Raw genomic sequence first — 26,590 nt, forward strand, 5'->3', positions numbered from 1 at the left:
GTGAATCCAGTGAAAAATGTAGTATAATAATCTTTGGAAAAAAACTAATATATTGAAAGCCGGAGCGAGCTATGAAAAACAATTCCATACTATCCTTTCACCCGTTATATTATTTATTACTTTTGATGATTACTAGTTCCATCTATTCAATCATCAATCAATCTTCAGGTCATGCTGTCGATGTTACGACTATAATAGATGGGGAGATTCCCTTTATTAAAGAATTTGCCGTTCCTTATTTACTTTGGTATCCGTATATTTATGGATTGCTGATTTACTATTGCTTTGTTGACCGAAAGCACTATTTCGTCGGATTAGGCAGTTTGATATCGGGGAAACTTCTCTGTTTTCTTGTATATTGCCTTTGGCAAACGACAGTTCCGCGTCCAGAAGTCGTGGGCAACGATATCTTTGCCCAGTTAATGCGGCTCATCTATAGTCATGATCAACCTGTCAACTGCCTTCCCAGTATTCATGTACTGACCACATTCATCATGATGATCGTCGCCCATAAGCGGAAAGAAGAGCACAAATGGGAGTATGCCAGTGTCACTGCATTCGGAACACTGATCATCCTCTCCACGCTATTTACGAAACAGCATGCTGTATTGGACGTACTCGCAGGAATCCTCCTTGCATGCGGTGTATATGCAGCCGTCCAGTATACCTTCCATGCGCTACCTGGTTTTCAGGCCAATCATTACGCAGCGAGGCAAATTAAAAAGTGACCACAGGAAAAAGCCACTGTAAGAATATTCGCTCCCATGAGTTGATATGTTACAGCGGCTTTTTTTTATTGAATGATTGGGTATTTATGTAAATTATATATGGTATTATGTTTTTAATCGAATGGAAACAGTGGAGGGAGGAAAAGAATGCCTTATCATCTTGATCGAATGGCTGAAGACTTGGTTAAAGCAAAGTTGGAAAATTATTGGCCGGGTTTTGAACTTGTTGCCTATGCCATATATGACAAGAGTAATGTTTATCTATTTAATCATCCTAAATTCAGTAACAATCCACCATGTACATATCATATTTTAAAGTGGGATACCGAGTTTGCTGCTGACACAATCATTATGTATGAAGAATATCCCACTGCAATTGTTAATATGGATCACTATAAGGAATATGAAGAATTGTTTTCAATAGCGGTTCATGAATTGTTTCACGGCTATCAATATATAAAGGATGAAAAACGGTTTCCCGATGAAATAATGGGAATCACATATCCGCTGTCAAAAGAAAATGTGGAATTAAGAAATCAGGAACGTACAAATCTTTATTGTGCAATGTTGGAAAATAATTTAATAAAGAAGAAACAATACCTTAATGCTTTCATTGCATTAAGGGAAAAAAGAGCAGTCAAGATTGAAGAGTGCCTAACATATGAAAATTTGATTGAAACCATCGAGGGACCTGCGTGGTATGTCGAATTGAAGGCTTACTCGGAAAAAAGCCCGCTTGATTACGATTCAGTATTAAAAAAGTATGCACAACAACTAACAAACAAATATGAATCTACTTCTCGTATTAGAAGAAGTTGTTATAGTTCCGGTTTATTTATGTGTTTGTTACTGGATGAGCTTTCACCAGGGTGGATGGAAAGTTTTTTTGATAGAGAAGATACATTATATGACCTATTAAAACAGCAGTCCGGTGACTATATGGAGCATTCAATGGCTGATGTGAAAATAAGTCCTGAAACAGAGGAAGTCATTAATTTTGCTATGGAAAAGAGAATGAAAGCATTTGAAGAGTTTAATAAACAAGCAGGAATTCATATATATATAGAAGGGAAAATAACTGCTGAATCCTATGACCCGATGAATATCATTCCATTAGAAGATAGACTTTTACATAAGAGCTTTATAAAAGTAAGAATGAACAATGAAGATTTTCTTATTCAACAACCGGTTATTGCCCATGTTGATCATGGAATTCAAAATATAAATAAATTACATCTGATAATAGAGAATGAACCATTTGAAACCAATGATTCGCTAACCATTGATGGTGTTGGAGAAATAAAGGGAAGATATAAGAAACAAGAAAATATTTGGCATGTACTTATTTAGAATGAATTTTATCTTAACTGGGTTTCAAGCATCAATCCCTAATTTTTGCACCAAGAATTTTGGTTGAATTGAATGTACAGCCTATAAAAAAGCATCGAACCTCCCATGACAGGAAGTCCGATGCTTTTTTCTTTTACATTTCAGCTTCAATTTTCAAAGATGTTTCTTCGCTGAACTGTTCTTTATCCAGGTCGCCCGTTATTTTACTAGTCAGAATACCGGAAGTCATGCTTCCGCTGACATTCACGGCCGTTCTGCCCATATCGATCAATGGCTCGACGGAAATCAACAGGCCGGCCAAGGCGATTGGCAGGTTCATTGCAGATAATACAAGGATGGCAGCGAATGTTGCTCCTCCGCCTACACCTGCAACCCCGAAAGAACTAATGGCCACGATGGCAATCAACATGGCGATAAAGGAAGGATCTAGCGGGTTGATCCCAACCGTTGGAGCGATCATGACCGCTAACATGGCCGGATAGATTCCGGCACAGCCGTTTTGACCGATCGACAAGCCGAAGGATCCGGCAAAGTTGGCAATACCTTCGGACACCCCTAGTTGTTTCTGTGTTTGGATGTTCAATGGCAGAGCACCAGCACTTGTTCTTGAAGTGAAGGCAAACGATAATACTGGGAAAGCTTTTCTCAAATATACGATTGGATTCAATCCTGCAAGCATCAGCAATAGCAAATGGATAAGGAACATGACAATCAGGGCCACATATGAGGCACCTACGAATTTCCCTAATTTCAGGATGGCATCCAAATCACTCGTAGCTACCGTCTTCGTCATGATCGCCAAGATCCCGTAAGGTGTTAAACGCAGGATCAATGTTACTACGCGCATGATGATGCTGTGCAATGTATCTACTATTTTAGCAAAAAATTCAGCATGTTCAGGCTGTTTCCTTTTGACTCCTAAATAGGCAATCCCAAGAAATGCAGCAAAAATTACAACGGAAATGGTTGATGTCGGACGTGCACCCGTTAAATCAAGGAACGGATTGGACGGAATCAATTCAAGAATTTGCTGCGGCATCGTTTTATCCTGAATCGTACCGTATGTTTCCGATATTTGATCCCCGCGGCTTAACTCCGCTTCCCCTTGCTCAATTTGTACGGCTTCCAAATTGAAAACAGTTGCCGATGTGATCCCGACAGCTGCTGCAATCGCAGTCGTTCCAAGCAGGATTCCGATGATCAGGACACTGATCTTTCCAATATTGCTAGTCAGTTTCAATCTTGTGAATGCGGATAAGATTGAAATGAAGACAAGCGGCATGACGATCATTTGCAGGAACTTGACATAGCCGGAACCTACAATGTTAAACCAATCGACCGATTTAACGATCGCCTCTGACTGAGGTTCATAGAAATACTGCAAAAGAAGTCCGAATACAATTCCTAAACCAAGTCCAGTAAAGACCCTTTTTGTAAAGGAAATATGCTTCTTATTCATGTAAAATAAAACGCCTAAAAGAACGAGCATTATGGCAAGATTTAAAAACACATAACCAATCATATATATTCCTCCTAATTCCGATTAACCAAATGAGAATAATAAATATCTGAAGCCTATGATACATCATCCGCTGATTTTTTACCAGAAGAAAATAATTTATTTTTGACTTTTCAAGTAATTCATGTATTTATCTTTATTCAGGAACTGGATTTGAGGGAACTATAAAGGGATGCTGGGTCAAGCTAGGGTAAAAATCTTCATCTATATTATTATCAGGAAGGATAAGCCCTTTGTTTTCTTGAATGATATATGCTTAGCGTTTTTTTGAAAGGGTGAAAGAATGATGGATATATACATTGACAGGCTTAATGAACGGGATGCACAGGCGTTATTTGCATTTGAATGCAATAATAGAAGGTTTTTCGAACAAACGGTCCCAGGACGGGGTGATGATTATTATAGCTTTGGAACGTTTGGAATCAGGCATAAGGAATTATTAAAAGAACAAGAAGAGGCCATCTCCTCTTTTTATTTGATTAAGGATGGTTCAGGCAGAATCGTCGGCAGGATTAATCTTGTGGATATCGACCCCATCAAGGGTACGGCTCATGTCGGTTATAGAATCGGTGAAGCGTTTACGCAAAAAGGGATTGCGAATGAAGCTTTAAAGCTTTTGATGAAGCTGGCGCCGGATTTGAAAGTGACTCAAATAAAGGCCAAAACGACAAGTGACAATATCGCCTCCCAAAAGGTTTTGTTGAAAAACGGTTTTGAACGGATTTCGATTAATGAGGAAATTAGTGCGGATTCGGGTCAAAAGCTAACATTCTTCCATTATAGTAGCAACCTTTAAATCCATTTCCTTCTATATAATAGAACGCATTCCATTTTTTAATTGTGAAAAGAGGGGGAGGAAGCGGATGTCACAGAAAGGACCTTCCCTGTAAACTAACCGAGGATAGACCGCTTGATGGTCGCAAAGGACTTAAGAGTAAATAATTGCGAGATATTTTCCCGGCAAAAGAGTTCGTTTACTTAAAAGGAAGAAAGGAGAATCTAATATGATAGAAGGTTTATATGAAGCCCATTTACCAGTCAAGAACCTGGACATCTCTATCGATTTTTATAAGAAAATAGGCTTGAAGCTAGCTTGGAGGGATGAAGATACTGCCTTCTTTTGGATCGAGGAAAACAAAAGCTGGGTCGGCTTATGGGAAGGGAAGGAATATCAAACTCCATACCACCCTTCACTAAGGCATATCGCCTTTCGGGTAACTTATGATAATATGAAAAATGCATTAACTTGGCTCAAATCCTTGCATATTGAAGTCGTCCCTTTTGGAAAAAGGACAACGATTGAACCATTTGTTCGTCCGAACCAAGGAAACGCTTCCGTCTATTTCAATGATCCCGATGGCAATAGTCTCGAACTGATGTGTTCGATAAAAGTCCCTGATGCATATAAGCATATGACCGAAAAACTTTCGCTTGAAGAATGGGAAGAACTATTAACCAGGTGAACTTTGTAAAGGGAAATTTCCCCGCCCAGTCTCAATCAACAATTTTTAATAGAAGTATGAGCAATCAATATGGAAAGGCTTAGGGTATAAATGTAGATGTTTAAAATTAGAGTGAACTTATTAACTCAAATGACATTGCTTATCATATTCGTTGTTTTCATCAGTACCTTACTTGTGAGCATTCTATTCTCTACACTGCTGGAAGACATCGTCGAAAACCATATGGGTAAGCAAGCAATGACGGTTGCCAAATTAGCGGCTCAAAATCCAACGATCATCCAGGGATTTAACGATGAACAGCCCTCAAAGGTGATTCAACCCGCATCAGAACTGATTCGTCAAACAACAGGGGCCGATTATGTAACCATTGCGAATCATAAAGGACTGCGATACTCTCATCCCAATCCAGAATATATCGGAAAGCCAACGGCTACTAGTAATGATGCAGTACTCAATGAACACAAAGCAATTATTTATCAAGGAAATGGGATATCGGGACCAGCGATTAAAGCTAAGGCGCCTATCTGGAATGATAAAGGGGAAGTTATCGGTGTTTCATCTGTAGGGTTTTTGGTAGAGAATGTGCAAGATCAGCTATCCAATTATAAAATGAAGATTATTCATTTGTCACTTATCCCAATCAGTGTAGGTAACGTGTGGGCAATATTTATAGCGCGACGCTTAAAAAAGCTCATTTTGGGTCTGGAGCCTGAGGAAATTTCCTTTCTTTTTCAAGAAAGGGAAGCGACACTTGATGCCATCCGATATGCTACCATTACGATTAATATTGAAAAACAGGTTACTTCCATGAATAAAAGAGCACGTGAATTGTTTCATGATCATCAGCTTATGGTGGGAAAGCGGATTGTAAATGGACATTTAGAAAAACTCATCAAAATCGTAATCAGCACAAAAGAGGGACAGTTCAATCGCAAGTTACTCTTAGGCCAACAGCTATACATTTTGGATTTATCCCCTATCTTAAATCAGAAGGACGTCAGGGGCATCGTTTTAACAATAAGGACAGTATCCGAAATTGAACAATTAACAGATGAATTTTCAGAAATCAAGGCCTTTTCAGAAAATATGCGGGCACAAAATCATGAGTTTTTAAATAAATTAAATACCATTTATGGATTACTTAGTTTAAAACAGTATGATAGGGCAATGAACATCATCTCTTCTGAAGTGAGAGAGAGGCAAGATATCATTTCGTTTCTTATGTCATCGGTAAAAGATCCTTTAATCGCTGCCTGTTTACTTGGAAAGATAAACCGTTCAAAAGAATTGCAGGTTATCCTAGAAATCGAGCAGGAAAGCAATTTAAACAGTTTATTAAAACCTGAGGATTCCCATCACTTGGTATCCGTTATTGGTAATATCATCGATAATGCGATGGAGGCAGCAAGGCAAAAGAACAAAAATAAGGGAAAGGTCAAAGTTTCGTTTACGGATTTAGGAAACGAAATCATATTTGATATCGAGGATAACGGTCCTGGTATCCCTCATGCAATGGAGGATATTATTTTTACAGATGGTTATACGACTAAAAATGGGGAAAATCATGGGATCGGTTTGGCCATTGTGAAAAACTCCATTGGTCTTTTAAGCGGTGAGATTTATATTGATCGCAGTTATTTGGGGGGAGCAAGATTTACACTCGTCTTCCCGAAGGATATAAAAGGAGAAAAGGAGGCGTGAGAATGTCCAAAGGACCGATTACAGTTGTCATTGTTGAAGATGACGAGAATGCAGTGAATATATATAAACAATTTACGAATCAACTAGAACAATTTACTGTCATTGCTACAGCTAGCACAGGCAAGCAAGCGCTGAATATACTGCATGCCGCACAACCTGACTTAATTTTATTGGATATCTTTTTACCTGATATGAATGGAATTGACCTTCTTCGGGAAATTAGGAGGGAATACCGGGGGATTGATGTAATTCTGATCACCGCCGCGAATGATACCGAAACAGTCAGTGAAGCGATTAGGGGAGGGGCTTTTGGTTACCTTATAAAACCGATCATTATCGATAAGCTTCTTGCGACGCTCAACCAATACGACATGACGAGACGGCAGCTGCATAATAGCAATTTAGTAAATCAAGATAAAGTGGATACTCTTTTTCGGACCATAAGTAATTCAAATACAGCAAATGATGTCCAAATAAATTCTCTTCCCAAAGGAATTGACAAACATACCCTGAAAATGGTCAGAAGCAAGATTCAAAACGTCAATGGCAGTTTAAACGCGGATGAACTAGGTCAACTTGTTGGAATTAGTTATTCAACCATGCGCAGATACCTGGAGTATTTAGTTTCCTGCAATGAAATGGAAGTTGAGGTTTTGTATGGAAGTGTTGGAAGGCCTGAAAGAAAATATAAAATAAAACACATGTAAATCCCAGTTGATGAAATTCGTTTTCATCAATGGGGTTTTTTCTTTTGGCTCTTTTCGTAAAGATTGTTGTTTTTAAAACGAAACTATTTTGGTTGATTGGAGCGGAAGTGCGAGACTCCTGCGGGAGCTGCGGGACAGGTGAGACCCCACAGGCGTTTACGCCGAGGAGGCTCACCGCCCGCCCCGCGGAAAGCGAGCACCTGGAGGGGAAATCAACCACACTGCACTACTTCGTAAATAGCAACAAAGTATGCGAAAACAGCCTTTCTTTTTTAGGCGTGAAAAAAATGAAAAAAACTCTTATTACTTTCTTTATATGTGAATAAGGCTTAATGGATGATAGTCTCTAAAGAAAGCGCTATCAAAACAAGATGGTGATAAACAGAAGGGGGCTTGAAGATGTTATCCATTTTAGGATTTTCGATGATTGCAGTATTCATGTATTTAATTATGTCGAAGCGACTATCGGCACTAGTGGCCATTATGCTCGTTCCCATCATATTTGGAGTGATTGGAGGATTTTTTACAGAGCTGGGACCCATGATGCAGGAAGGTGTTGAAGGGATAGCTTCTACTGCCATAATGATTTTGTTTGCGATTTTATATTTTGGAATAATGATAGATTCCGGTTTATTTGATCCGCTTATTTCTAAAATATTGAAAATAGTAAAAGGAGATCCCTTAAAAATAGTTGTAGGAACCGCTATTCTCTCAATGACCGTCGCATTGGATGGGGACGGGACAACTACTTACATCATTACTGTCTCAGCGCTTTTACCCCTTTATAAGCGTCTGGGCATGAACAAAATCATATTAGCCACTGTTGCGATGCTATCCATGGGTGTAATGAATATGACACCGTGGGGGGGAGCTTCCGCCATGGCGATGGCATCGTTGAACCTTGACGCATCGGAATTGTTCTTGCCTATGATTCCTGTCATGGGATTTGGCCTAATTTGGGTTCTTGTCGTGGCTTTTATATTGGGAAAAGGGGAACGAAAGAGATTGGGCGTAGTGGAGATCCAGCATGATCACAGAAATGAAAGGAACTCGGCGGCCAATTCCGAGTTAGCGGCAACAACGGTTTCCCGTGATTATCGCAGGCCGAAATTGGTCTGGTTCAACTTCATTTTAACGATTGTGCTGATGGCATCATTAATCATTGATTTTATGTCTTTGACCATTTTATTCATGATTGCTTTCGCCATCGCGTTATTGGTCAATTATCCTGATTTGAAAGATCAGCAGGATAGAATCGCCGTTCATTCGAAAAATGCATTGGCCGTCGTTTCAATTGTCATTGCAGCCGGGATTTTTACCGGCATCATGTCTGGAACGAAAATGATTGATGCAATGGCCCTTACGTTGGTCTCATTAATCCCGGAATCTTTCGGACCATTTTTACCGGTTATTGTTGCGTTTGCCAGTGCCCCTTTTACTTTCTTTATGTCAAATAATGCATTCTATTTTGGCGTACTTCCCATTATCGCACAGGCAGCTGATGCATATGGAATTAGCGCGGCAGAAATAGGGCGCGCCTCATTAATAGGGCAGCCAATACACGTATTGAGTCCTTTGGTAGCTGCAGCACATTTGCTAATAGGTTTAGTTGGCACTGACTTTGGTGATTTACAGCGGTTTGCCGTGAAATGGGCATTAGGGACTGTCACGGTCATGACAATAGCGGCGATAATCTTGGGAGTCATTTAGTAAAAGGGATGGTTACTCTATCGTGCAGATGGGCAAATCGATATTTTATAATGGAGGATTTTCAATGTGGATCATCACACTCTATAAAAGCAGGGATATTGTAATGTATGAATTTGAAACAGAACAAGCAGCAAGGGACGTTTTCTGTAATATTCAGGGCAATAAGATACTTTCAGAAGTTATTTACTTTAATGACCCAGGTTTAGCATGATGATAGCAATGTCCTTCAAGACTATGCTTACATTGTTTACCCCGAAAAGCTTAGGCTTTATTGGGGTTTTCCCATTATTTTAAACTTTTAACAATGATTCTTGTGGTAATCTTCGCCAGATTCATGACAGTATCCAGTCTTGTTTCATTTAGAGACTGTTTGGGCAAAAGGGGGTCTAAATAATTTACGACGGCTTTTAGGTGATAATCACCCAATTCAGGTAAGGATTTATTCATCGCTTCACCAGGGCTAAAAGGACCTTTTGTCAGAATGATAGAACCGATTTGATGATAGCCGCCTAAACAAGCATCGATACCAAAAATAAAGGGATTTTTAAATTGCTTTTTTATTTCTTTCAAAACACTTTTCAAATTAAGGGCGTGTACAGGTTCTGCGAGTGTTCCGAAGACATGATGAGGGACTTGGTTTTCTCTTAGCATCGTCCCTACTAAAGGCCCGAATGAATCTCCTGTGGATCGATCTGAGCCAATACATAAAAAGATGATCTCTTTGGACGTTGACCGAAGAACTCCTGCGATTCGAAAAGACATTTCGTCCATTTCTCCCTCTGTATCCAACGTATAGTTGCAATCCTGCATTTCTTTTTTTGTCTCCCCATTTTTCCTGCCACCAAAAGGATACATGCCTACACCCCTAGAGTACCGTGATCTTGAATAAAGTATAACATGATTATGGAAATCACTTGCTTCCCTCTAATGATTAATTTCAGATTTCTTGTTTATTTGTATTTTGTCAATATATAGATTAATTGGTTTTTTTGATAAAATGAAAACAAAAAAATATACTGTATGAAACTTTTGATTTTAAAAAAGGCAGAGCCAGTGTTTTATAGAAGGAAGTGTAAGAATGCAAGTAAGGAATAATGATAGTATCCATAATCAATTACGTGCAGACTGTGAGAATTGTTTTGGTTTGTGCTGTGTAGCCTTGCCTTATGCAAAGTCTGCTGATTTTGCATTTGATAAAGATGGAGGTACACCATGTTCAAACCTTCAATCCGATTATCGTTGCGGCATCCATGAAAATCTCCGAGCAAAAGGGTATAAAGGCTGCACGGTATATGAATGCTTCGGTGCCGGTCAAAAGGTATCCCAGCTTACCTATGATGGAAACGATTGGAGGGATAACCCCGCATCAGCAAAGGGAATGTTCGAAGTTTTTCCAATTATGCAACAACTCCATGAAATGCTTTGCTACTTAAATGAAGCACTTAATTTAGAAGATGCCCAACCTCTTCACCGAGAATTGCATGGCGCTTTTGAAGACACGGAATATCTCACTAAACAAAGTCCAAAGTCTATCATGGACCTGAATGTACCAGCTCATAGAACGATCGTTAACGATTTACTCCTGCGCACAAGTGAAATGGTACGTGCAAAGGTTCCATTTAAGAAAAATAAGAAAAAACCGAACAAAATAGGTAGGGGAAGTGACCTGATCGGTGCAAAATTGAGAGGTGCAGACCTTAGGGGAGCGAACTTAAGGGGGGCTTTGCTTATTGCATCCGACCTCAGGGAAGCCGACATGAGAGTGACGGACCTGATCGGTGCAGACTTTAGGGACGCCGATTTAAGCGGTGCCGATCTCACGGGTAGTTTCTTCATCACACAAGCACAGATTAACTCGGCTAAAGGCGACACGAAGACAAAATTACCGCACTCATTAAGCATTCCCGATCATTGGAGGTAGAAGGATGTTTCATTCATAAGTAAAGCCCAAACTCACGAGTAAAAGTGCCAAATTCACTAGTAAAAGTGCGAAACTCACGAGTAAAAGTGCGAAACTCGCAAGTAAATGCGTAAAACTCACGAGTAATGGGAAATTTACTACATAGTGCATAAACATCAATAGCGGACAAGTAAATTAGATTTGGCTTTAATCCGTTTTACAAAGAGTGAACTCTACTAACAGCGATTCTTCATTAGGAAGGATCGTCTTTTACATTTGGGCAGGAAATGTTCATTTTTCCTTTGACTCTGACGTTGCGTGATACCTTAATGTAAATGTTATCGAAAGGAGGTAAGAAGCAGTGGCAATGAAAGTGAAGGAGCTAGCCGATTTGGTTGGCATTAGTGTGCGGACACTGCATTATTATGATGAAATCGGGTTATTATCGCCGGAGGAAATAACCGATGCAGGTTATCGCCTTTATTCGAATGATAATCTTGAGATGTTGCAGCAAATCCTGTTTTTCAGGGAACTTGGCATGCCATTAAAGGAAATAAAACAAATGGTAAACAGCTCTTCGTTTGATAAACAAGATGCGTTAAAGCAACATCAAAAAATGTTACTGGAGAAACGCAGTCAGCTCGATAAATTAATTAAGACGGTCGAAAAATCGATCAAGCATATGAAAGGGGAAATTCAGATGACGAATAAAGAGAAATTTGAAGGATTTGACTTCAGTCAGAATCCATATGAAGATGAAGCTCGCAAGCTTTGGGGGGATAAAGCTGTCGATGAGTCGAAGGCTAAAGTGGCGGGCATGTCCAAAGATGCACAGAAAGTTGTATCGGAGATCTATTTAAAACTTGCGGCAATCCGAGACGCTTCGCCTAAGTCGGAGGAGGCACAAGAGGCCATTAAAGAATGGTATGATTGTTTGAACAATAACTTCGGCACATACTCGCTGGATGCTTTCAAAGGGTTGGGTCAAATGTACGTGGACGATCAACGCTTCACCAAAAATATCGATCAATACGGTGAAGGGCTGGCAAAATTCATGTGTGATGCGATGGGGCATTTTGCGGATGCTAACAAAAATTAAATCTCGAGATTGAGGAATTCATGAAGGAAGGCTGCTCCGGCAACCTTCTTTTTTGGGAGCTGGATATCAGGCAATAGCCAACCCCTATGGTCTATACCCGTAAGAAAAACTGAATATGAATATGAAAAGTAAAAAAACGGCCAATGCTGGAATGAAACTAATTAGCACCCATCCCTTCGCTTCCTTACTTTTCACACTTGTGAACCATTTAAAATAAATGTACAGGAGAATGATTAAAAAGGACCATAAATAATAACCAGTCATCGTGTCAACCCAGGCTGAATTTTTATCCCAGTAGGCGTCAGGCACAGGAGTGATATTTTCATACCGTTCATCCATTTTATTTTTTGTGGTAATGAAGATATAGGAAATGACAGAGTAATAAACGACAATGGCAGCTTTTACCAACCAGGGTATGAATCTATTGGAAAGGACGATTATAAAGATGATGGCCAGAAACACGAATAATTCGAAATATAGCTCCAAAATAAAAACACCTCCATTTTATATAGTATAATGATTATGTAAAAATTCCCATTATATTATGGTAGACTGCGAGGTACTGGTTAAAATGGAACTTTGGAAAGTCAGTCAAAAGGTTTCGGAGCTAAGCGATTTGATTCCTTATTATTTTTTTAGTCTAGTTTCTTCCTGTCTGTCGCTTTCCACGGTGTTGGTTGTATTCAGCCTGGATACCTGGGGGGTGATTGGCATTATCGTGATTTCTTTTTATGTCGTTATCCCTTATTCATTATTTGCTGTTCCGGTACAGGTCCTTTTCAATAAACATCCTAAAAAATTCAGTGTAATCTATTTTTGCCTTTATATTTTTTTCTCTTTGCCGGCCGTATTCATTTATAGTTCGGTGCTTAATTTTGACTTCAGCATGGATATTTTGACTACAAAGAATTACTATGTAATCAGCCTTTTAGCGGCACTGTTTTTTTGGTTTTGGGATTCGGTCTTTTTACAAAAAAAAAGCTCTGTATCATAAAAAGGGACCTTCAGACAAACAAAAGGGACCGGTTAAATGGTCCCTTCCAACATTATTTCTTTAGCAAGTTTACGATTTCTTTAGCTTTTTCTAATGTAACTCCTTCAATGATACTGTTGTTTTTTCGAACAGCCGTACCGAAATGATAGTGACCGGTATGCAGTTCGGAATGGATAGAAAGGATATTATCCTTATTCAATCCGCTTCCAACCAGTATGGCTATGTCGCCGCAGACTCTTTTCATTTGTTGAATCGTTTTCATGCTGCTAGGGAAATCCCCATGCCCGCCTGAGGTCAATATCGTAGTGATTTCTGGATATTTTGCTAGCATTTCAGCTGAAATGACAGGGTCGTGCGTATCATCGATGGCTCGGTGGAATGTAATTTCCAAACCTTCACATACGGTCAATAGTTCTTCGAGGTATGGTCGATTGATTTCGTTTTTTTCATTTAATGCACCTAATACGACCCCGTTCGCTCCCAGTGATCGAATGATTTGGATATCTTTTTTCATGATTTCCAAATCCTTTTGCGTATAGCAAAACGACTGGCTGTGAGGCCTTACCATCACGTTGACTGGTATCTTCACTGAATTGACGACAGCTTCTATCAGGGCGTGGCTTGGAGTTAATCCACCCTCGGCTAAAGAACTGACAAGCTCGATTCGGTCTGCGCCCGATTCTTCGATCATTAGGGCATCTTCTATCGTTGTGGCAATGAATTCAATGTACATTGGATTTTCCTTTCCTGCATGCAAGTGTTATATGAATATTAAATCCATTAAAAATCGTAAAGTCAATTCATTAATAGTTTTCCACAAATGGAATATCTTTATTTCTCAAATTTATGAAACGAAATGAACATTCAAACGTATAAAAACAGAATATATTCAATGGTATATTTATTCGGCGGGGTAATTAAATGAAAATATCATGACGGAGGTTATTTAATTGGATAAAGAAAGTAAGGAAATAAAGAAATCAAGGTTTTACAAAGTAGGGATGGGGTTCCTTATCATTTCCCTTCTCACTTGGATCATTCCTGTCGCAGCTCCTTTTACGCCATTTTCGACAGCGGTTAAGGCTGGGGTCATAACAGGTGCGATTGTCTTTGCGGAAGTGATGTTTTGGGCAGGCGCGCTTTTGGTCGGGAAAGAAGTGGCCGCTAAATATAAAGGCTATTTAAACCCGAAAAATTGGAGAAAAGAAAAAGGCTGAAGCTGTTTTTTATAAAAAAGGGCTGGGAGTGAAGCTCCAATGGGAACTGAGTTGTTGAAAGTTTTCGATTCCAATCGCATTCAAACCGGCGTGGCTTCGCGAGAGGAAGTACATAGATTGGGACATTGGCATGAGGTTTTCCATTGCTGGTTCGCAAGTTCGGAAGCGGGCGTGGATTACCTATATCTTCAGCATCGTTGTGCGATGAAAAAAGATTATCCGAATCTATGGGATATTACGGCTGCCGGCCATTTACTGGCTCATGAGACGGTATACGACGGAGTAAGGGAGATTAAAGAAGAGCTGGGCATTGACGTTTCCTTTGACGAGTTGGTTCCATTAGGGATTATTGAATACCATCAAACGAAAGAAGGTTTCATCGACAAAGAACTGGCAAACGTCTTTCTATATGAACGTGCACATGGCTTCGGTGATTTCACCCTGCAGCCAGAAGAGGTTTCCGGGATGGTGAAGGTTGTGCTGACTGACTTCGAAGAGCTTTGGACCGAAGCGAAGGACAAAGTGAATATTAAGGGATTTGAAATGAATCACGAAGGCCGCAGGATGATGATCGATCGATTTGTAGGACGGAATGAGTTCGTTCCGCATGATCGTTCCTATTATGACAGCATCATTAGATTGATCAGAGAAAACCTCGCTAAATGAAAATAAAGCCCTGGCAAAACGATTCGAGTTTTGTCGGGGCTTTTCTTTTTTCTTGAAAAAAACATTAAGTATATCGACCTGTATCTTTCCCGATCAACGGCAGCCTATTGGCTCGTTTTGTTCCAGCTTGATACGCATAAGTTCTTAGTTGTTACCTTATTTGTCCTGAATGGCTCATAGGGATAATGACTTTGTCTCTGTGATGATTCAGCTGATAAAGCGAGACACACCAGACTGTAATGATGATGCCAGGCTGCAACGTAAGGGCGGGGATGTAGTTTTTCAGAACTAGGGAATTTATCACTTGTAAGAATATTACAAAATTGTAAGATGAACAGTGTATAAATTTTGTTAAGGGGATGAGTGAAATAATGAAAAAAATGGTTTTATGCATTTCATTTTTTGTAGCTTCTTTAGTCCTTTTTGGCTCCCTTGATTCTTTTGCGAACAAAGCTTCAGCCGAAACACACACCTATGATGGAAAAAGTCCTTACTATAATAGTTGTGCGAATAGCGCTGTCACGAAGAAGTCGGTGAAAATTTATGCCAATGGCGGTTCTGCCAATTTGGAATTGAAATTCAGCACTGTCTGTAAAACCGCCTGGGCGAAGATCACCCTAAGCAGACCGGCTAAAGCAGATGGTGAGGCAACGGCATTGGTTGTCCGCAATACTGATAATAAACAATTCAGCTGTGCATCTCCTGGAGGAAATGGTGAAATAAATAAAGGTCAAACGTCATGCTATACACCGATGGTATATGATTTAGATCCGCGAAAAGCAAAAGCGGTAGCCTTTTGGCCATATACAGCAGGTGAAACCGACTGGTATTAATGAAAAAAGAAAAACCTTCATCTATATTTTTGCAAAGAAAGGATGAATGAATTGAATAAAAAGCTTAAAATGATAGGTTTATCCATGGTGATGACACTGTCGATGTTTATTGTCGACTTTGGATTTGGAAAAAATCAAGCACTGGCCGAAACACACACCTATGATGGAAAAAGTCCATACTATAATAGTTGTGCAAATTCGGCGGTAACGAAGGATAAAAAATGGATCGATTCCAATTCGTACGTAGAATTGAAATACAGCACTGTGTGTAAAACCGCCTGGGCAAAAGTGACCGTAACACGCCCCGCCGTATACAATCATGAAGCGGATGCGAGAATCGTCCGAAGTACTGATGGTAAGGCCTATACATGCTCAAGTTCCGGGGGCAATGGTGTCGTGAATATCGGGCAGACCTCATGCTATACACCAATGGTATATGATTATGACCCGCGCAAAGCACAGGCCCAAGGGATCCATGCGATTCCAAATAGTGATGCCTATAATAAAGCGGTGACTATTTGGTACTAAAAAACAAAAACGCAAAAAAGCATCCTTATAGCCGGATGCTTTTTTTGCGGTCAGATTGTGCTTCCAATTGAAGTAGATATCGTTTCATCTCCGTACCTCCACGGTAGCCGGTAATGGCCCCGTTTTTTCCGATAACCCGGTGACAGGGCACCGTGATCAGAATTGGATTGGCGCCAATGGCCGTACCAACCGCCCGAACAGCTGCAGGTCTTTGGATGATTTGGGCAATATCGGAATAGGAACAGGTTTGTCCATAGGGTATTTCATTCAGCGCTGCCCAAATTTCTTGTTGAAAGGGGGTGCCTTTTACATCTGCGGGAAGAGAGAAAGTCTGCCTGGTTCCTTCGAAATATTCTTGTAGTTCTTTTAGATAGGGATTTAATGCTTTTTCATTTTCAACAAGGTTCGCATTTGGAAAGCGTTTTTGCATCATGGACTTCAGTTCTTCATACGTTTGACCGGGAGAGCCTACATAGCAAAGCCCTTTTTCCGTCCTGGCCACATATAATTGCCACTTATCATAATGCAATATGGCCCAGTCAATGGTTTGTTTTTTATCGTTCTTCATTTGCTTCACGCTCCAAAGCTTGAGTTTTGAGATAAGCATTCCTATATCCTGAAGGGGTATTCCCCATTTTCCTTTTGAATAACGTCATGAAATAGGGTGTACTGGAGAACCCGGCAGCGAAGCCTATTTCAGTTATCGGCAGTTCGGAAGTTTCCAGCAGCCTCACCGCTTTTTCAAGGCGAAGCCGCTGAATGTATTCAGTGGGCGATATTCCCTTCACTCGCTTGAATGATCGTTGTAAATGATACGGGCTGCCGTGGGAAATATCCGCCAATTTGTTCAAAGTGAGGGGTTCGCTGTAATGGGTGTCGATCCATTCGGCTATTTGTTCAACCCATTCTTCTGTCGGCACATTCAGTCCTTCCGGTTTACATCGTTTACAAGGCCGGAACTCCTCTTCCAAAGCCATCATGGCATTTTTGAAGATCTTCACGTTTTCCTTTTTAGGTACCCTTGATTTACAGGAGGGCCTGCAAAAGATGCCTGTCGTAATTACCCCGTATAAAAAATGATCATCATATGCTGCATCACAATCTATAATAGCTTTCCAATACTCATTCGGGAAATCTGCTTTTTTCGGATTCACTCCATTCACCTCTCCATTTAGTATACAAGAAAGGGTTGATATACAAACATTTTGATAATATAAAAGCAAGATAACGTAATTGTTCAATAAATTTTGTTAAAATTAGGGAGTTGAATGAAAGAGCAAGATAACGTATCGGTTTGTCATTAGAATAAAGCTAAAGGAGGGAGCAGGATGAAAGAGACATTATCAAATGATGAAGGCATAAATGAATTGAGTATTCGTGCACCAAAAGAGTTTAGTTTTTCGGAAAATCTTAAATATTTATCAAGATCCTCCAATGAATGTCTGTTCGATATTGTTGATCAAAAAATTTATCGAGCACTTGTTGTCGAAAACGAGACACTTTTAGTAGAAATCAGTGCTTTGAATGAAACGGAGCTGAACGTTCGTTTCCCAGGACGAACTGCACCGGTGGATAATCAGGTAAAGAATGCTGTTTCCCAATACGTTCGTCACTGGTTCGATCTTGAGACAAATCTGCTTCCTTTTTATGAGCTGGCCCAAAAGGACCCTTTATTGCAAAAGCCGGTAAGCCAATTCTTCGGCTTGAGAAATATGGGCATCCCTGATTTATTTGAAGCGATTGCCTGGGGAATACTTGGTCAGCAGATTAACTTGACTTATGCCTATACCTTGAAACGGAGGCTTGTGGAGGGATTTGGTGAATATGTTGAATTCGAAGGAAAGCAATATTGGCTGTTTCCGACACCTGATGCAATCGCGAAATTGACCGTCGAAGATTTTGCCGATTTGAGGATGACGGTAAAGAAGTGTGAATATTTAATAGGTGTTGCTCAACTGATTGCAGAAGGGGAACTAACTAAAGAAAAGTTGTTGAATGCAAAGGATGTAAAAGAGGCTGAAAAAATGCTGACCAACATACGGGGAATCGGTCCGTGGACAGCGAACTATGTCTTGATGCGCTGTTTGCGTTTTCCAGCAGCCTTTCCCATCGATGACGTCGGGCTGCATAATTCCATGAAACTGCTCATGCAAACAGAAGCAAAACCAACGAAAGCGGAAATCCGGAAACTATCGGAAGCGTGGGCCGATTGGGAATCCTATGCAACCTTCTATTTATGGAGATTGCTATATTGAATCCCGGATAGAAAACTGCAAGTAACGTCGATAAAACTCCATATTCGGAGATAAAACAATAAATTTCGTTGATATATCTCTATATTCGGAGCTAAAACAATAGATTTCGTCGATATATCTCTATATTCGGAGATAAACCTGTAAATTACGTCGATATATCCCCATATCCGGAGATATATCTATTTTCTTTTATAAATGCCTTTCCAGCCCAGACACGTTGGGCCCATATTTCATAACTTATTACATTCAATCTTATAGAAGTGAATGATCATGTATATGTACCCAACGTATCAGTATGAAGATCAAGCTTATCTTGAACGGCAGTTTCCCGGTCTATCTGGCTTTCCGGGCATACCAGGATCACCGGGCTTTCCAGGCCAACCCGGTTTTCCCGGTGTGCCTCAATTTCCGGGTCAGCCAGGACCACCGCCGGGTTCGCAAGCACCTACAGCTCCTCCGCCAGCGTTTATTCCCCAACAGCAATCGGCTTCAGCATTTGCGATAGATCCAGGTGCGATTTCCTTTTGTCTGTTCAGGAATACTTTTATATGGCTAAACAATGGTGCGCGTTTCTGGTATTACCCAATCTTCGTCGGTCCGCGTTCTGTTGCGGGCTTCAGGTGGAATGGCAGGTTCTGGACGATTTTTGGCATCGATACAAGACAAATCAATTCATTTACCTGTTTTTGAAAAAATGCTCAAAGGAAATGTTTCCTTTGAGCATTTTATGTTTCAGATTGTTTTGCTTTCAAGACAGAACCAGCATTGTCCAAAGATAACATCATTAAGATTACAAGGTGGAAAACAACTGCTCCTTGAACTTCGCACCATCATCGGCGTGTCCATTTTTCTTAAATAGGACACTGAGAAATAGTCGGTCAACAATGTTCAATATTTAATAGAAATGGTAAAATCATTATGCTCCTATAAAAATTAGTGAACGAAAATGAAAATAGAGGATGCTGTTGAATATGAGGAAAGTATCGCTGGAAACCAAGATTCTCGGGTTAGTCCTATCGTTGAGCCTGTTTTTGATCCTGTTATTGACGACTACTTTTTCCTATATGGAAGGAAGGCAAATAGCGAAGGATAAAGGTCAATTGGCGTTGGAGCTTTCAAAGACGATTAGCTTCATGCCTACCGTTACAGAGGCCTTTAAGACGGATGATCCCGCTGGCATCATCCAGCCGATTGCCGAAAAGATCCGCAGGGAAACAGGTGCTGAGTTCATCGTTGTGGGGAATGCAGAGGGAATTCGCTATTCCCATCCGCTGGCTTCCGAAATTGGGAAGCGGATGGAAGGCGGGGATAATAGCAGGGCCATTCGGGAAGGCGAATATTATGTCTCCGAAGCGGCAGGATCACTCGGCCTTTCCATTCGGGGAAAGTCACCGGTATTCAATGAGGATGGAAAAATAATTGGAATCGTCTCCGTCGGTTTTTTGGTGGACGATGTCCGCGCCCAAATTTTCAAGGATTTGTCCAAGGAGATGATTGTATCTTTAGTGGCCATCATGATCTCGATCATTGGCAGTTATATGCTGGCAAGGAGCATACGTAAAGATACACTGGGGCTGGAACCATTTGAAATCGCCAATTTATATAAAGAAAAAAATGCAGTGCTTCAATCGGTGAAAGAAGGGATTCTGGCCATTGACCAAAATGGGCTGATTACCTCGATGAATCAGCCGGCAAAAAAATTGCTGGATATTAAAGAGTCCGTTCGCCATTTGAACGTCGATGGCCTTTTTCCTTCGAAATATTTATTCGAGGTGCTGAAGTCCGGTGAACCGCAAGTGGATAAGGAGATTTCATGGGAAGACAAATCCGTTATCGTCAATTGTACGCCAATTTTCGATAGTGAAGGGGTAAGCGGTGTTGTTGCTTCGTTCCGTGATCGAACGGAAATTGAGGAAATGGTCAACACATTATCGGAAGTGAAGATGCATTCAGAGGATTTAAGGGCACAAACCCATGAATTCACCAATAAACTATACGTCCTTTCAGGTTTGATACAATTAGGGGAATACGATGAAGCTATCGATATGATTCAAAGCGAAACTTCAGAGTTGCATTCATTGAACCGTGTCGTGTTCGAACAGATAAAGGATACAAAGGTACAAGCCCTGTTACTTGGCAAGATCGGGAAAGCATCTGAGAAGAAGATCATCTTTGAAATAGACGCACAAAGCTACCTGGAGAAACTGCCGGATCATATAAAATTGTCACAACTAACATTGATTCTAGGCAACATTATCGATAATGCACTTGAAGCGGTTTCAAGCATGGAGGAGCCGCTCGTGAAATTTTTCGCCACAGATATCGGAAATGATATGGTATTTGAAGTGAGTGATAACGGAAAAGGAATACCTGAGGATGCCATCGCCCATATTTTCGATCGGGGTTTCACTTCGAAAAACAGCGGAAGTCCGAGTGGTTATGGACTTTCGAATGCAGATCATGTCGTCAAAGAGCTGGGCGGCATCATCGAAGTTCAAAGCGAGGGTGGAAACACCATATTCACCGTTTATCTTCCTAAAGAACAGTAAGGAGGGAAAGAATGCAGAAGATAAGAGCAGTCATCGCAGAGGATGATTTTCGTGTAGCGGATATCCATGAAAAATTCTTGAAAAACTTTGATGAAATAGAAGTGGTCGGAAAAGCTGTCAATGCCAAAAAAACGCTTCGGATCTTGGAACAAAAAAGCCCGGATCTGCTTTTGCTTGATGTATATATGCCGGATCAGCTTGGTACAGACCTCCTTCCGGACATACGGAAAAAGTTCCCGAATGTGGATATCATCATGATTACCGCGGCAACGGATAAAGAACAACTTGAAAAGGCGCTTCACTATGGTGTAGAGAATTATTTAATTAAACCAGTGGAAATGAAGCGCTTCAACCAAGTCATCGAAGAGTATCTGAAGAAAGTCCATCTGATGAAATCCAAACAAGAGATAGATCAGGATTTTGTGGATCTCATTTTGAAAAAGGGTTCTTCCGTTTTGGAATCGAACGATGGGCAGGCCCTGCCGAAAGGGGTCGACGAAATCACTTTGACAAAGGTGTTCGAGGTACTCGAAGCAAGCGATATCGGTTTGTCGGCTGAGCAAGTTAGCGGACAGATCGGTGCTTCCAGGACAACTGCGAGACGCTATCTGGAATACTTGATTTCCGTTAAGAAATGTAAAGCGGAAGTCGTATATGGGGTAGTGGGGAGACCTGAGCGAAGATATTATAAAATTCAATAGAATTAAGTGAGAGACACCTTCAAGATTGAAGGTGTCTTTTTTATGATGCATGGTTTGAAAGATTATGAAAAAAGCAATATATGTCAAAAAAACGATATGTTAATCTGTTATCCTTTTCTTAAGGAGGTTCGGAAATGAGATATAGTCCCATCATTCAAAAAACGATTGAATATATAGAGAATAGCTTACAAGACGAATTATCCTTGGAGAACATCGCACGGTTCGCAGGTTTTTCGAAGTTTCATTATCATCGTATTTTTCACAAGGAGGTTGGCGTGACTGTATCGGAATATATTCGATATCGAAGGATCGCCAATGCAGCTAATATGCTGCTTTATACCGATGAAAAAATAATCGATATTGCTTTATATTACCGCTTTGAAACACAGGAATCCTTTACTCGTTCATTCAAGAAATATTATGACCTGCCTCCAGGGCAATATCGGAAACTCGTAAGTAAACTAACCTTGCAAAGGGAGGAAATGACGATGAAAAACGAACAATTATTAAAAGGCTGGAATTTAAGCGGGAGTCATCCATTCAATTATCAAATGGGAATTGACCGGGAGACATTCCATAAAGGCCAGGCATCAGGATTCCTGAAATCAGTCACTGCCGATTCCAAGGAAGAATTTGCAACGATGATGCAGCAATTCAAGGCGGAAAATTACCTTGGTAAAAGAATGAAACTGTCGGGTTTTTTAAAATCAAAAGGTGTTGATGGATTTTGTGGTTTATGGATGAGGGTGGATAATGCGCTTCAGGATGTTTTGCAATTCGACAATATGGGGGATCGGCCCATCGTCAACGATACGGAATGGAACCATTATTATATTATCCTGGATGTATCCGAAAACAGTGCCATCATTTCATTCGGGGTCCTTCTTTCAGGGCGCGGCCAAGTATGGATCGATGAACTGGAATTCGAGGAAGTCAGTAGCGATACACCAACGACCAATATAGACTACGGCTGTGACCTATTGGACGGACCGGCAAATTTATCATTTGAAGAATGAATGCGCCTAAATAATCGCTGAATTCCTAAAAGAACACGCCATTCAACCCGGGGAGTGGCGTTCGGTTCATCCTCGAAAAAACGCTTCCGTGAACACAATGAACACAATTAACAAAATAGTTTTAAAAAACAATAAATTGAGAACGCTTACAAATGAAGCGGTTTCATATACACTTTATCTTATTAGAAGATAGGAGTGATAGATATGCTCGCTTTATTAGGATACTTGATGATATTAGTGTTTATGATTTTAATTATGACAGGGCGACTTTCAGCCATGATAGCTTTGATTGCAGTACCAAGTGCCTTTGCACTTATTGGCGGGTTTGGCGGTAAAATGGGTGAGATGGCGCTGGAAGGTATCAAAGACGTTGCGCCAACGGGAATCATGATTTTATTTGCGATCCTTTTCTTTGGCATTTTGATTGATGCTGGGGTTTTTGATCCGATCATCAATACGATCCTTAAGGTTGTAAAAGGAGATCCGGTGAAAATTGCCATCGGCACGGCAGTCCTGGCTTTACTGATTTCCTTGGATGGAGATGGTACGACTACATATATGATAACGATTTCAGCCATGCTTCCGTTATATAAACGGATTGGAATGAGACCGCTTGTCTTGGCCGGTATTGCCGTTTCGTCATCTGGAGTCATGAACCTTCTTCCTTGGGGAGGCCCTACAGCACGGGTGATGACCGCTTTAAAACTTGAAATGTCCGATGTTTTCACGCCTGTCATTCCTGCGATGATTGGCGGAGTCCTATTCGTCCTTTTCATGGCATATTGCCTGGGTAAAAAAGAAAGAAAGAGAATCGGGATCATTGAAGTCGATTATCATGCAGTGGCACAGCACGCGGCTGCAACGGAAGATGCTTATATTAAACGTCCAAAATTGATCATATTCAATTACGCATTGACTCTTACACTGCTGGTTGCGCTGATCATGGAACTTATGCCTTCAGCGGTTCTGTTCATGGTAGGTTTCGCGATTGCCATTACGGTTAACTATCCGAAACTCAGTGATCAGAAAGAACGTGTAGCAAACTATGCGGACAATGCTTTATCTGTTATTTCGATGATTTTTGCGGCAGGTGTTTTCACTGGGATCCTTGCCGGCACGGAGATGGTTGATGCCATGGCAAACTCTTTGATTCAGCATATTCCAGATCAAATGGGCGCACATTTTGCTGTCATCACAGCCATCATCTCAGCACCTTTTACGTTCTTCATGTCTAATGACGCATTTTATTATGGTGTGCTCCCATTACTTGCTAAAGCGGGAGCTGCTTATGGAATTGACCCTGCCCTGATCGGCAGAGCTTCACTATTGGGGCTTCCGGTCCATCTATTAAGCCCGCTTGTTCCATCTACCTATCTATTGGTTGGAATGGTAGGGGAAGATTTCGGTGCCTTGCAGCGCACTTTCCTGAAATGGGCATGCGGATCGACGCTTGTCATGATAGTGGTTTGTGTCTTATTGGGAATCATCCCGCTATAATGCTTTAAAGAGTCCCGTTCGTCACGATGCGAATGGGACTTTTTTCTGTCTGCATCAAGCGCTGAATAAATCTGGAAAAGTGAGATACATTATGTTTGTCTTCTCTTTCGCGACAAAGTTAGCTTTTTCTTTTATTGAATGAGGGATGTACGTACCTTAAGATTAAAGGAAACTATATTAATAAGAAGGGAAGAGAGCAAAAATGGCTCACTTTAATATAAAAGTTGCAGTTCAAAAGTTCGGTAACTTTCTAAGTTCAATGGTCATGCCGAATATATCAGCTTTCATAGCATGGGGGCTAATCACTGCCCTATTCATCCCATCTGGTTTCCTGCCAAATGAAAGCCTTGCCAAAATGGTTACACCGATGGTTACGTTTTTATTGCCGCTTTTAATTGGGTATACGGGCGGTAAGCTAATCCATGACCACCGCGGCGGGGTAGTCGGTGCCATTGCGACAATGGGCGTCATCGTCGGATCTGACATCCCGATGTTCCTTGGAGCCATGATAATGGGACCGTTCGGCGGTTATGTCATCAAGAAATTCGATCAATTGATTGAAGGGAAAATAAAAGCCGGTTTTGAAATGCTTGTTAATAATTTCTCGGCGGGGATTATTGGGGGCCTATTGTCCATCCTATCCTTCTTGGCCATCGGGCCTGCTGTTGACGTATTTACAGGCTGGCTTGTAGCAGGAGTCGATTGGCTTGTCGGTACAGGTTTACTGCCGTTGACAAGTATCCTGATCGAGCCTGCCAAGGTCTTGTTCTTGAACAATGCCATCAATCATGGTGTACTATCACCAATTGGTGTAGAGCAAGTCAAACAAACAGGGGCTTCCATCCTGTTCCTTCTGGAATCGAATCCAGGACCAGGTATCGGCGTACTCCTTGCTTATTGCTTTTTTGGAAAGGGAACGGCGAAGAAATCCGCGCCAGGAGCTGCCATCATTCATTTCTTCGGCGGGATCCATGAAATTTATTTCCCTTATATCCTAATGAAGCCGATGTTATTCTTAGCCGTCATTCTTGGAGGAATGAGTGGAGTTTTCACTTTGGTCCTACTAGGCGGAGGATTGTTCGCTCCAGCTTCTCCAGGCAGCATACTTGCCATTACAGCGGTAACTCCGCATAATGCAGGTGCATATATTGCTAACTTTGCAGGCGTCATCGTAGCCGCCCTTGTTTCATTCATCGTCGGTGCATTCATCCTGAAAACAGGAAAGCAATCTGAAGAGAATATTGAAGATGCCGCGAAAAAAATGCAAGAAATGAAGGGCAAGAAAAGCTCTGTTGCCGATGTATTCGCTTCAGATTCGGGAACGATGCCAACAAACGTCAGCAAAATAATATTTGCCTGCGATGCCGGCATGGGATCAAGTGCGATGGGGGCATCGCTGCTTCGCAAGAAGGTGAAGGAAGCCGGATTGAATATCGCTGTTACAAATACGGCAATCTCAAACATTCCTGCTGATGCACAAATCGTCATTACACAGGAAGAGTTAACTCCAAGGGCACAGAATAAAGTGCCGAATGCTTATCATGTATCCGTCGATAATTTCCTATCGAGCCCTGAATACGATTCATTGCTTGCACGGCTTCAGGATGACGGTACCGATGAGCTGCATGAAATCGTCGAAGATGCTGAAGAGAAGGTTCCCGGTGTTCGTGAACATTCAATCGAGCCTGGCATCGACGGCAATGAGCAGGAAGATAATGAATTGCTTCGTGAAGAAAATGTCTTCCTTAATCAACAATTCGCCAATAAGGAAGAAGCGATCCGCTTTGCGGGAAGAGCTTTGGTCAATGCAGGTTACGTTAAGGAAAGCTATATTGAAGCGATGATTGCCCGTGATGAATTGACTTCAACCTATATGGGGAATGATGTAGCCATTCCACACGGAACCGAGGAAGCTAAGAAAGATGTCCTTAAATCCGGATTTACCGTTTTACAAATTCCTGATGGTGTCGACTTTGACGGCCAAAAGGCACGATTGATATTCGGCATTGCCGGCAAGGACGGGACACATCTTGAAATTCTATCGGGCATTGCAGTTACATGCTCTGACATGGAGAATATTGAAAAGATGGTTAAAGCCACATCAGCCAGGGAATTGATGGATATTATAAGTGTAGAAAATAATTAAATACTCTTAAC

Annotated in this window: 29 protein-coding genes; 23 read left to right on the plus strand and 6 right to left on the minus strand. The window is 41.0% G+C overall.

What is annotated here, in order from left to right:
* Positions 1-71: 71 nt before the first annotated feature.
* Together A6755_RS07625 and A6755_RS07630 are read left to right on the plus strand one after the other, a co-directional pair.
* Positions 72-728, plus strand: a complete 657-nt coding sequence (locus A6755_RS07625) for a phosphatase PAP2 family protein (protein WP_052137329.1) — start codon at positions 72-74, stop codon at positions 726-728.
* Between the two features lie 168 nt (positions 729-896).
* Entirely contained in the window at positions 897-2,078 is a 1,182-nt protein-coding gene (locus A6755_RS07630) for a hypothetical protein (RefSeq protein ID WP_244889650.1), read from the plus strand.
* 133 nt (positions 2,079-2,211) lie between these two features.
* On the opposite strand, the gene A6755_RS07635 is transcribed toward A6755_RS07630, so the two are convergent.
* Complete coding sequence (locus A6755_RS07635) at positions 2,212-3,600, minus strand: L-cystine transporter (protein ID WP_057276854.1); 1,389 nt, start codon at positions 3,598-3,600, stop codon at positions 2,212-2,214.
* Between the two features lie 283 nt (positions 3,601-3,883).
* On the opposite strand from A6755_RS07635, the gene A6755_RS07640 reads away from it, so the two are divergent.
* From A6755_RS07640 to A6755_RS26970, 7 genes are all read left to right on the plus strand, one after another.
* A complete protein-coding gene (locus A6755_RS07640; RefSeq protein WP_063590321.1) occupies positions 3,884-4,393 on the plus strand; it encodes a GNAT family N-acetyltransferase in 510 nt (169 codons plus the stop codon).
* A gap of 208 nt (positions 4,394-4,601) precedes the next feature.
* Positions 4,602-5,060 carry a VOC family protein gene (locus A6755_RS07645; protein ID WP_063590322.1) on the plus strand — a complete coding sequence of 153 codons (459 nt, stop codon included), beginning with the start codon at positions 4,602-4,604 and terminating at the stop codon, positions 5,058-5,060.
* 96 nt (positions 5,061-5,156) lie between these two features.
* A complete protein-coding gene (locus tag A6755_RS07650) occupies positions 5,157-6,761 on the plus strand; it encodes an ATP-binding protein (protein ID WP_063590323.1) in 1,605 nt (534 codons plus the stop codon).
* A gap of 2 nt (positions 6,762-6,763) precedes the next feature.
* Positions 6,764-7,468: a response regulator gene (locus A6755_RS07655; protein ID WP_063590324.1), complete on the plus strand. Its 705-nt coding sequence runs from the start codon at positions 6,764-6,766 to the stop codon at positions 7,466-7,468.
* Between the two features lie 44 nt (positions 7,469-7,512).
* Complete coding sequence (locus tag A6755_RS07660) at positions 7,513-7,794, plus strand: hypothetical protein (protein WP_063590325.1); 282 nt, start codon at positions 7,513-7,515, stop codon at positions 7,792-7,794.
* A gap of 73 nt (positions 7,795-7,867) precedes the next feature.
* Positions 7,868-9,178 (plus strand): CitMHS family transporter, encoded by a 1,311-nt coding sequence (locus tag A6755_RS07665; protein WP_063590326.1) that lies wholly within the window; start codon positions 7,868-7,870, stop codon positions 9,176-9,178.
* 64 nt (positions 9,179-9,242) lie between these two features.
* Positions 9,243-9,389, plus strand: a complete 147-nt coding sequence (locus A6755_RS26970) for a hypothetical protein (protein ID WP_170946924.1) — start codon at positions 9,243-9,245, stop codon at positions 9,387-9,389.
* A gap of 74 nt (positions 9,390-9,463) precedes the next feature.
* Here A6755_RS26970 and yyaC read toward each other — a convergent pair whose 3' ends face one another.
* Entirely contained in the window at positions 9,464-10,033 is a 570-nt protein-coding gene (yyaC, locus tag A6755_RS07670) for a spore protease YyaC (protein ID WP_063590327.1), read from the minus strand.
* Positions 10,034-10,256: 223 nt separating this feature from the next.
* Here yyaC and A6755_RS07675 point away from each other — a divergent pair, with 223 nt between their 5' ends.
* Entirely contained in the window at positions 10,257-11,099 is an 843-nt protein-coding gene (locus A6755_RS07675; protein ID WP_063590328.1) for a pentapeptide repeat-containing protein, read from the plus strand.
* 340 nt (positions 11,100-11,439) lie between these two features.
* The gene (locus tag A6755_RS07680; RefSeq protein ID WP_063590329.1) at positions 11,440-12,177 is read left to right on the plus strand and encodes a MerR family transcriptional regulator; all 738 of its coding nucleotides are present in this window, start codon (positions 11,440-11,442) and stop codon (positions 12,175-12,177) included.
* An 84-nt stretch (positions 12,178-12,261) separates the two neighbouring features.
* Here the strand turns inward: A6755_RS07680 and A6755_RS07685 are convergent, their stop codons facing one another.
* Entirely contained in the window at positions 12,262-12,663 is a 402-nt protein-coding gene (locus A6755_RS07685) for a hypothetical protein (RefSeq protein ID WP_063590330.1), read from the minus strand.
* Between the two features lie 85 nt (positions 12,664-12,748).
* Here A6755_RS07685 and A6755_RS07690 point away from each other — a divergent pair, with 85 nt between their 5' ends.
* Positions 12,749-13,171, plus strand: a complete 423-nt coding sequence (locus A6755_RS07690; RefSeq protein WP_063590331.1) for a UPF0715 family protein — start codon at positions 12,749-12,751, stop codon at positions 13,169-13,171.
* Between the two features lie 52 nt (positions 13,172-13,223).
* On the opposite strand, the gene A6755_RS07695 is transcribed toward A6755_RS07690, so the two are convergent.
* Positions 13,224-13,904, minus strand: a complete 681-nt coding sequence (locus tag A6755_RS07695) for a copper homeostasis protein CutC (RefSeq protein WP_063590332.1) — start codon at positions 13,902-13,904, stop codon at positions 13,224-13,226.
* Between the two features lie 217 nt (positions 13,905-14,121).
* Here A6755_RS07695 and A6755_RS07700 point away from each other — a divergent pair, with 217 nt between their 5' ends.
* From A6755_RS07700 to A6755_RS07715, 4 genes are all read left to right on the plus strand, one after another.
* The gene (locus A6755_RS07700) at positions 14,122-14,388 is read left to right on the plus strand and encodes a transporter suffix domain-containing protein (protein ID WP_034309540.1); all 267 of its coding nucleotides are present in this window, start codon (positions 14,122-14,124) and stop codon (positions 14,386-14,388) included.
* 39 nt (positions 14,389-14,427) lie between these two features.
* Positions 14,428-15,054, plus strand: coding sequence for an NUDIX hydrolase (locus A6755_RS07705; protein ID WP_063590333.1), 627 nt, complete (start codon positions 14,428-14,430; stop codon positions 15,052-15,054).
* Between the two features lie 371 nt (positions 15,055-15,425).
* The gene (locus tag A6755_RS07710) at positions 15,426-15,887 is read left to right on the plus strand and encodes a DUF2690 domain-containing protein (protein ID WP_052137328.1); all 462 of its coding nucleotides are present in this window, start codon (positions 15,426-15,428) and stop codon (positions 15,885-15,887) included.
* Between the two features lie 84 nt (positions 15,888-15,971).
* A complete protein-coding gene (locus A6755_RS07715) occupies positions 15,972-16,415 on the plus strand; it encodes a DUF2690 domain-containing protein (protein ID WP_170946930.1) in 444 nt (147 codons plus the stop codon).
* 25 nt (positions 16,416-16,440) lie between these two features.
* Here the strand turns inward: A6755_RS07715 and A6755_RS07720 are convergent, their stop codons facing one another.
* Both A6755_RS07720 and A6755_RS07725 read right to left on the minus strand, forming a co-directional pair.
* Positions 16,441-16,983 carry a methylated-DNA--[protein]-cysteine S-methyltransferase gene (locus A6755_RS07720; protein WP_063590334.1) on the minus strand — a complete coding sequence of 181 codons (543 nt, stop codon included), beginning with the start codon at positions 16,981-16,983 and terminating at the stop codon, positions 16,441-16,443.
* Positions 16,970-17,569, minus strand: a complete 600-nt coding sequence (locus A6755_RS07725) for a bifunctional transcriptional activator/DNA repair enzyme AdaA (protein ID WP_063590335.1) — start codon at positions 17,567-17,569, stop codon at positions 16,970-16,972. The genes A6755_RS07720 and A6755_RS07725 overlap by 14 nt, the downstream gene beginning before the upstream one ends.
* A gap of 174 nt (positions 17,570-17,743) precedes the next feature.
* Here A6755_RS07725 and A6755_RS07730 point away from each other — a divergent pair, with 174 nt between their 5' ends.
* The 7 genes from A6755_RS07730 (at position 17,744) to A6755_RS07760 (ending at position 26,579) form a co-directional block, all read left to right on the plus strand.
* Positions 17,744-18,670, plus strand: a complete 927-nt coding sequence (locus A6755_RS07730) for a DNA-3-methyladenine glycosylase family protein (protein WP_063590336.1) — start codon at positions 17,744-17,746, stop codon at positions 18,668-18,670.
* Positions 18,671-18,940: 270 nt separating this feature from the next.
* Entirely contained in the window at positions 18,941-19,360 is a 420-nt protein-coding gene (locus A6755_RS25935; RefSeq protein ID WP_084737534.1) for a transporter, read from the plus strand.
* Between the two features lie 281 nt (positions 19,361-19,641).
* Positions 19,642-21,219, plus strand: coding sequence for an ATP-binding protein (locus A6755_RS07740; protein ID WP_034309519.1), 1,578 nt, complete (start codon positions 19,642-19,644; stop codon positions 21,217-21,219).
* An 11-nt stretch (positions 21,220-21,230) separates the two neighbouring features.
* Positions 21,231-21,920, plus strand: coding sequence for a response regulator (locus tag A6755_RS07745; RefSeq protein ID WP_063590338.1), 690 nt, complete (start codon positions 21,231-21,233; stop codon positions 21,918-21,920).
* Between the two features lie 134 nt (positions 21,921-22,054).
* Complete coding sequence (locus A6755_RS07750; protein WP_063590339.1) at positions 22,055-22,936, plus strand: helix-turn-helix transcriptional regulator; 882 nt, start codon at positions 22,055-22,057, stop codon at positions 22,934-22,936.
* 204 nt (positions 22,937-23,140) lie between these two features.
* Positions 23,141-24,433: a CitMHS family transporter gene (locus tag A6755_RS07755; RefSeq protein ID WP_034309509.1), complete on the plus strand. Its 1,293-nt coding sequence runs from the start codon at positions 23,141-23,143 to the stop codon at positions 24,431-24,433.
* A 202-nt stretch (positions 24,434-24,635) separates the two neighbouring features.
* Entirely contained in the window at positions 24,636-26,579 is a 1,944-nt protein-coding gene (locus A6755_RS07760; protein ID WP_063590340.1) for a PTS mannitol transporter subunit IICBA, read from the plus strand.
* The last annotated feature ends 11 nt before the right edge of the window (positions 26,580-26,590 follow it).

This window comes from Peribacillus frigoritolerans (genome assembly GCF_001636405.1).
Classification (GTDB): Bacteria; Bacillota; Bacilli; order Bacillales; family DSM-1321; genus Peribacillus; species Peribacillus frigoritolerans.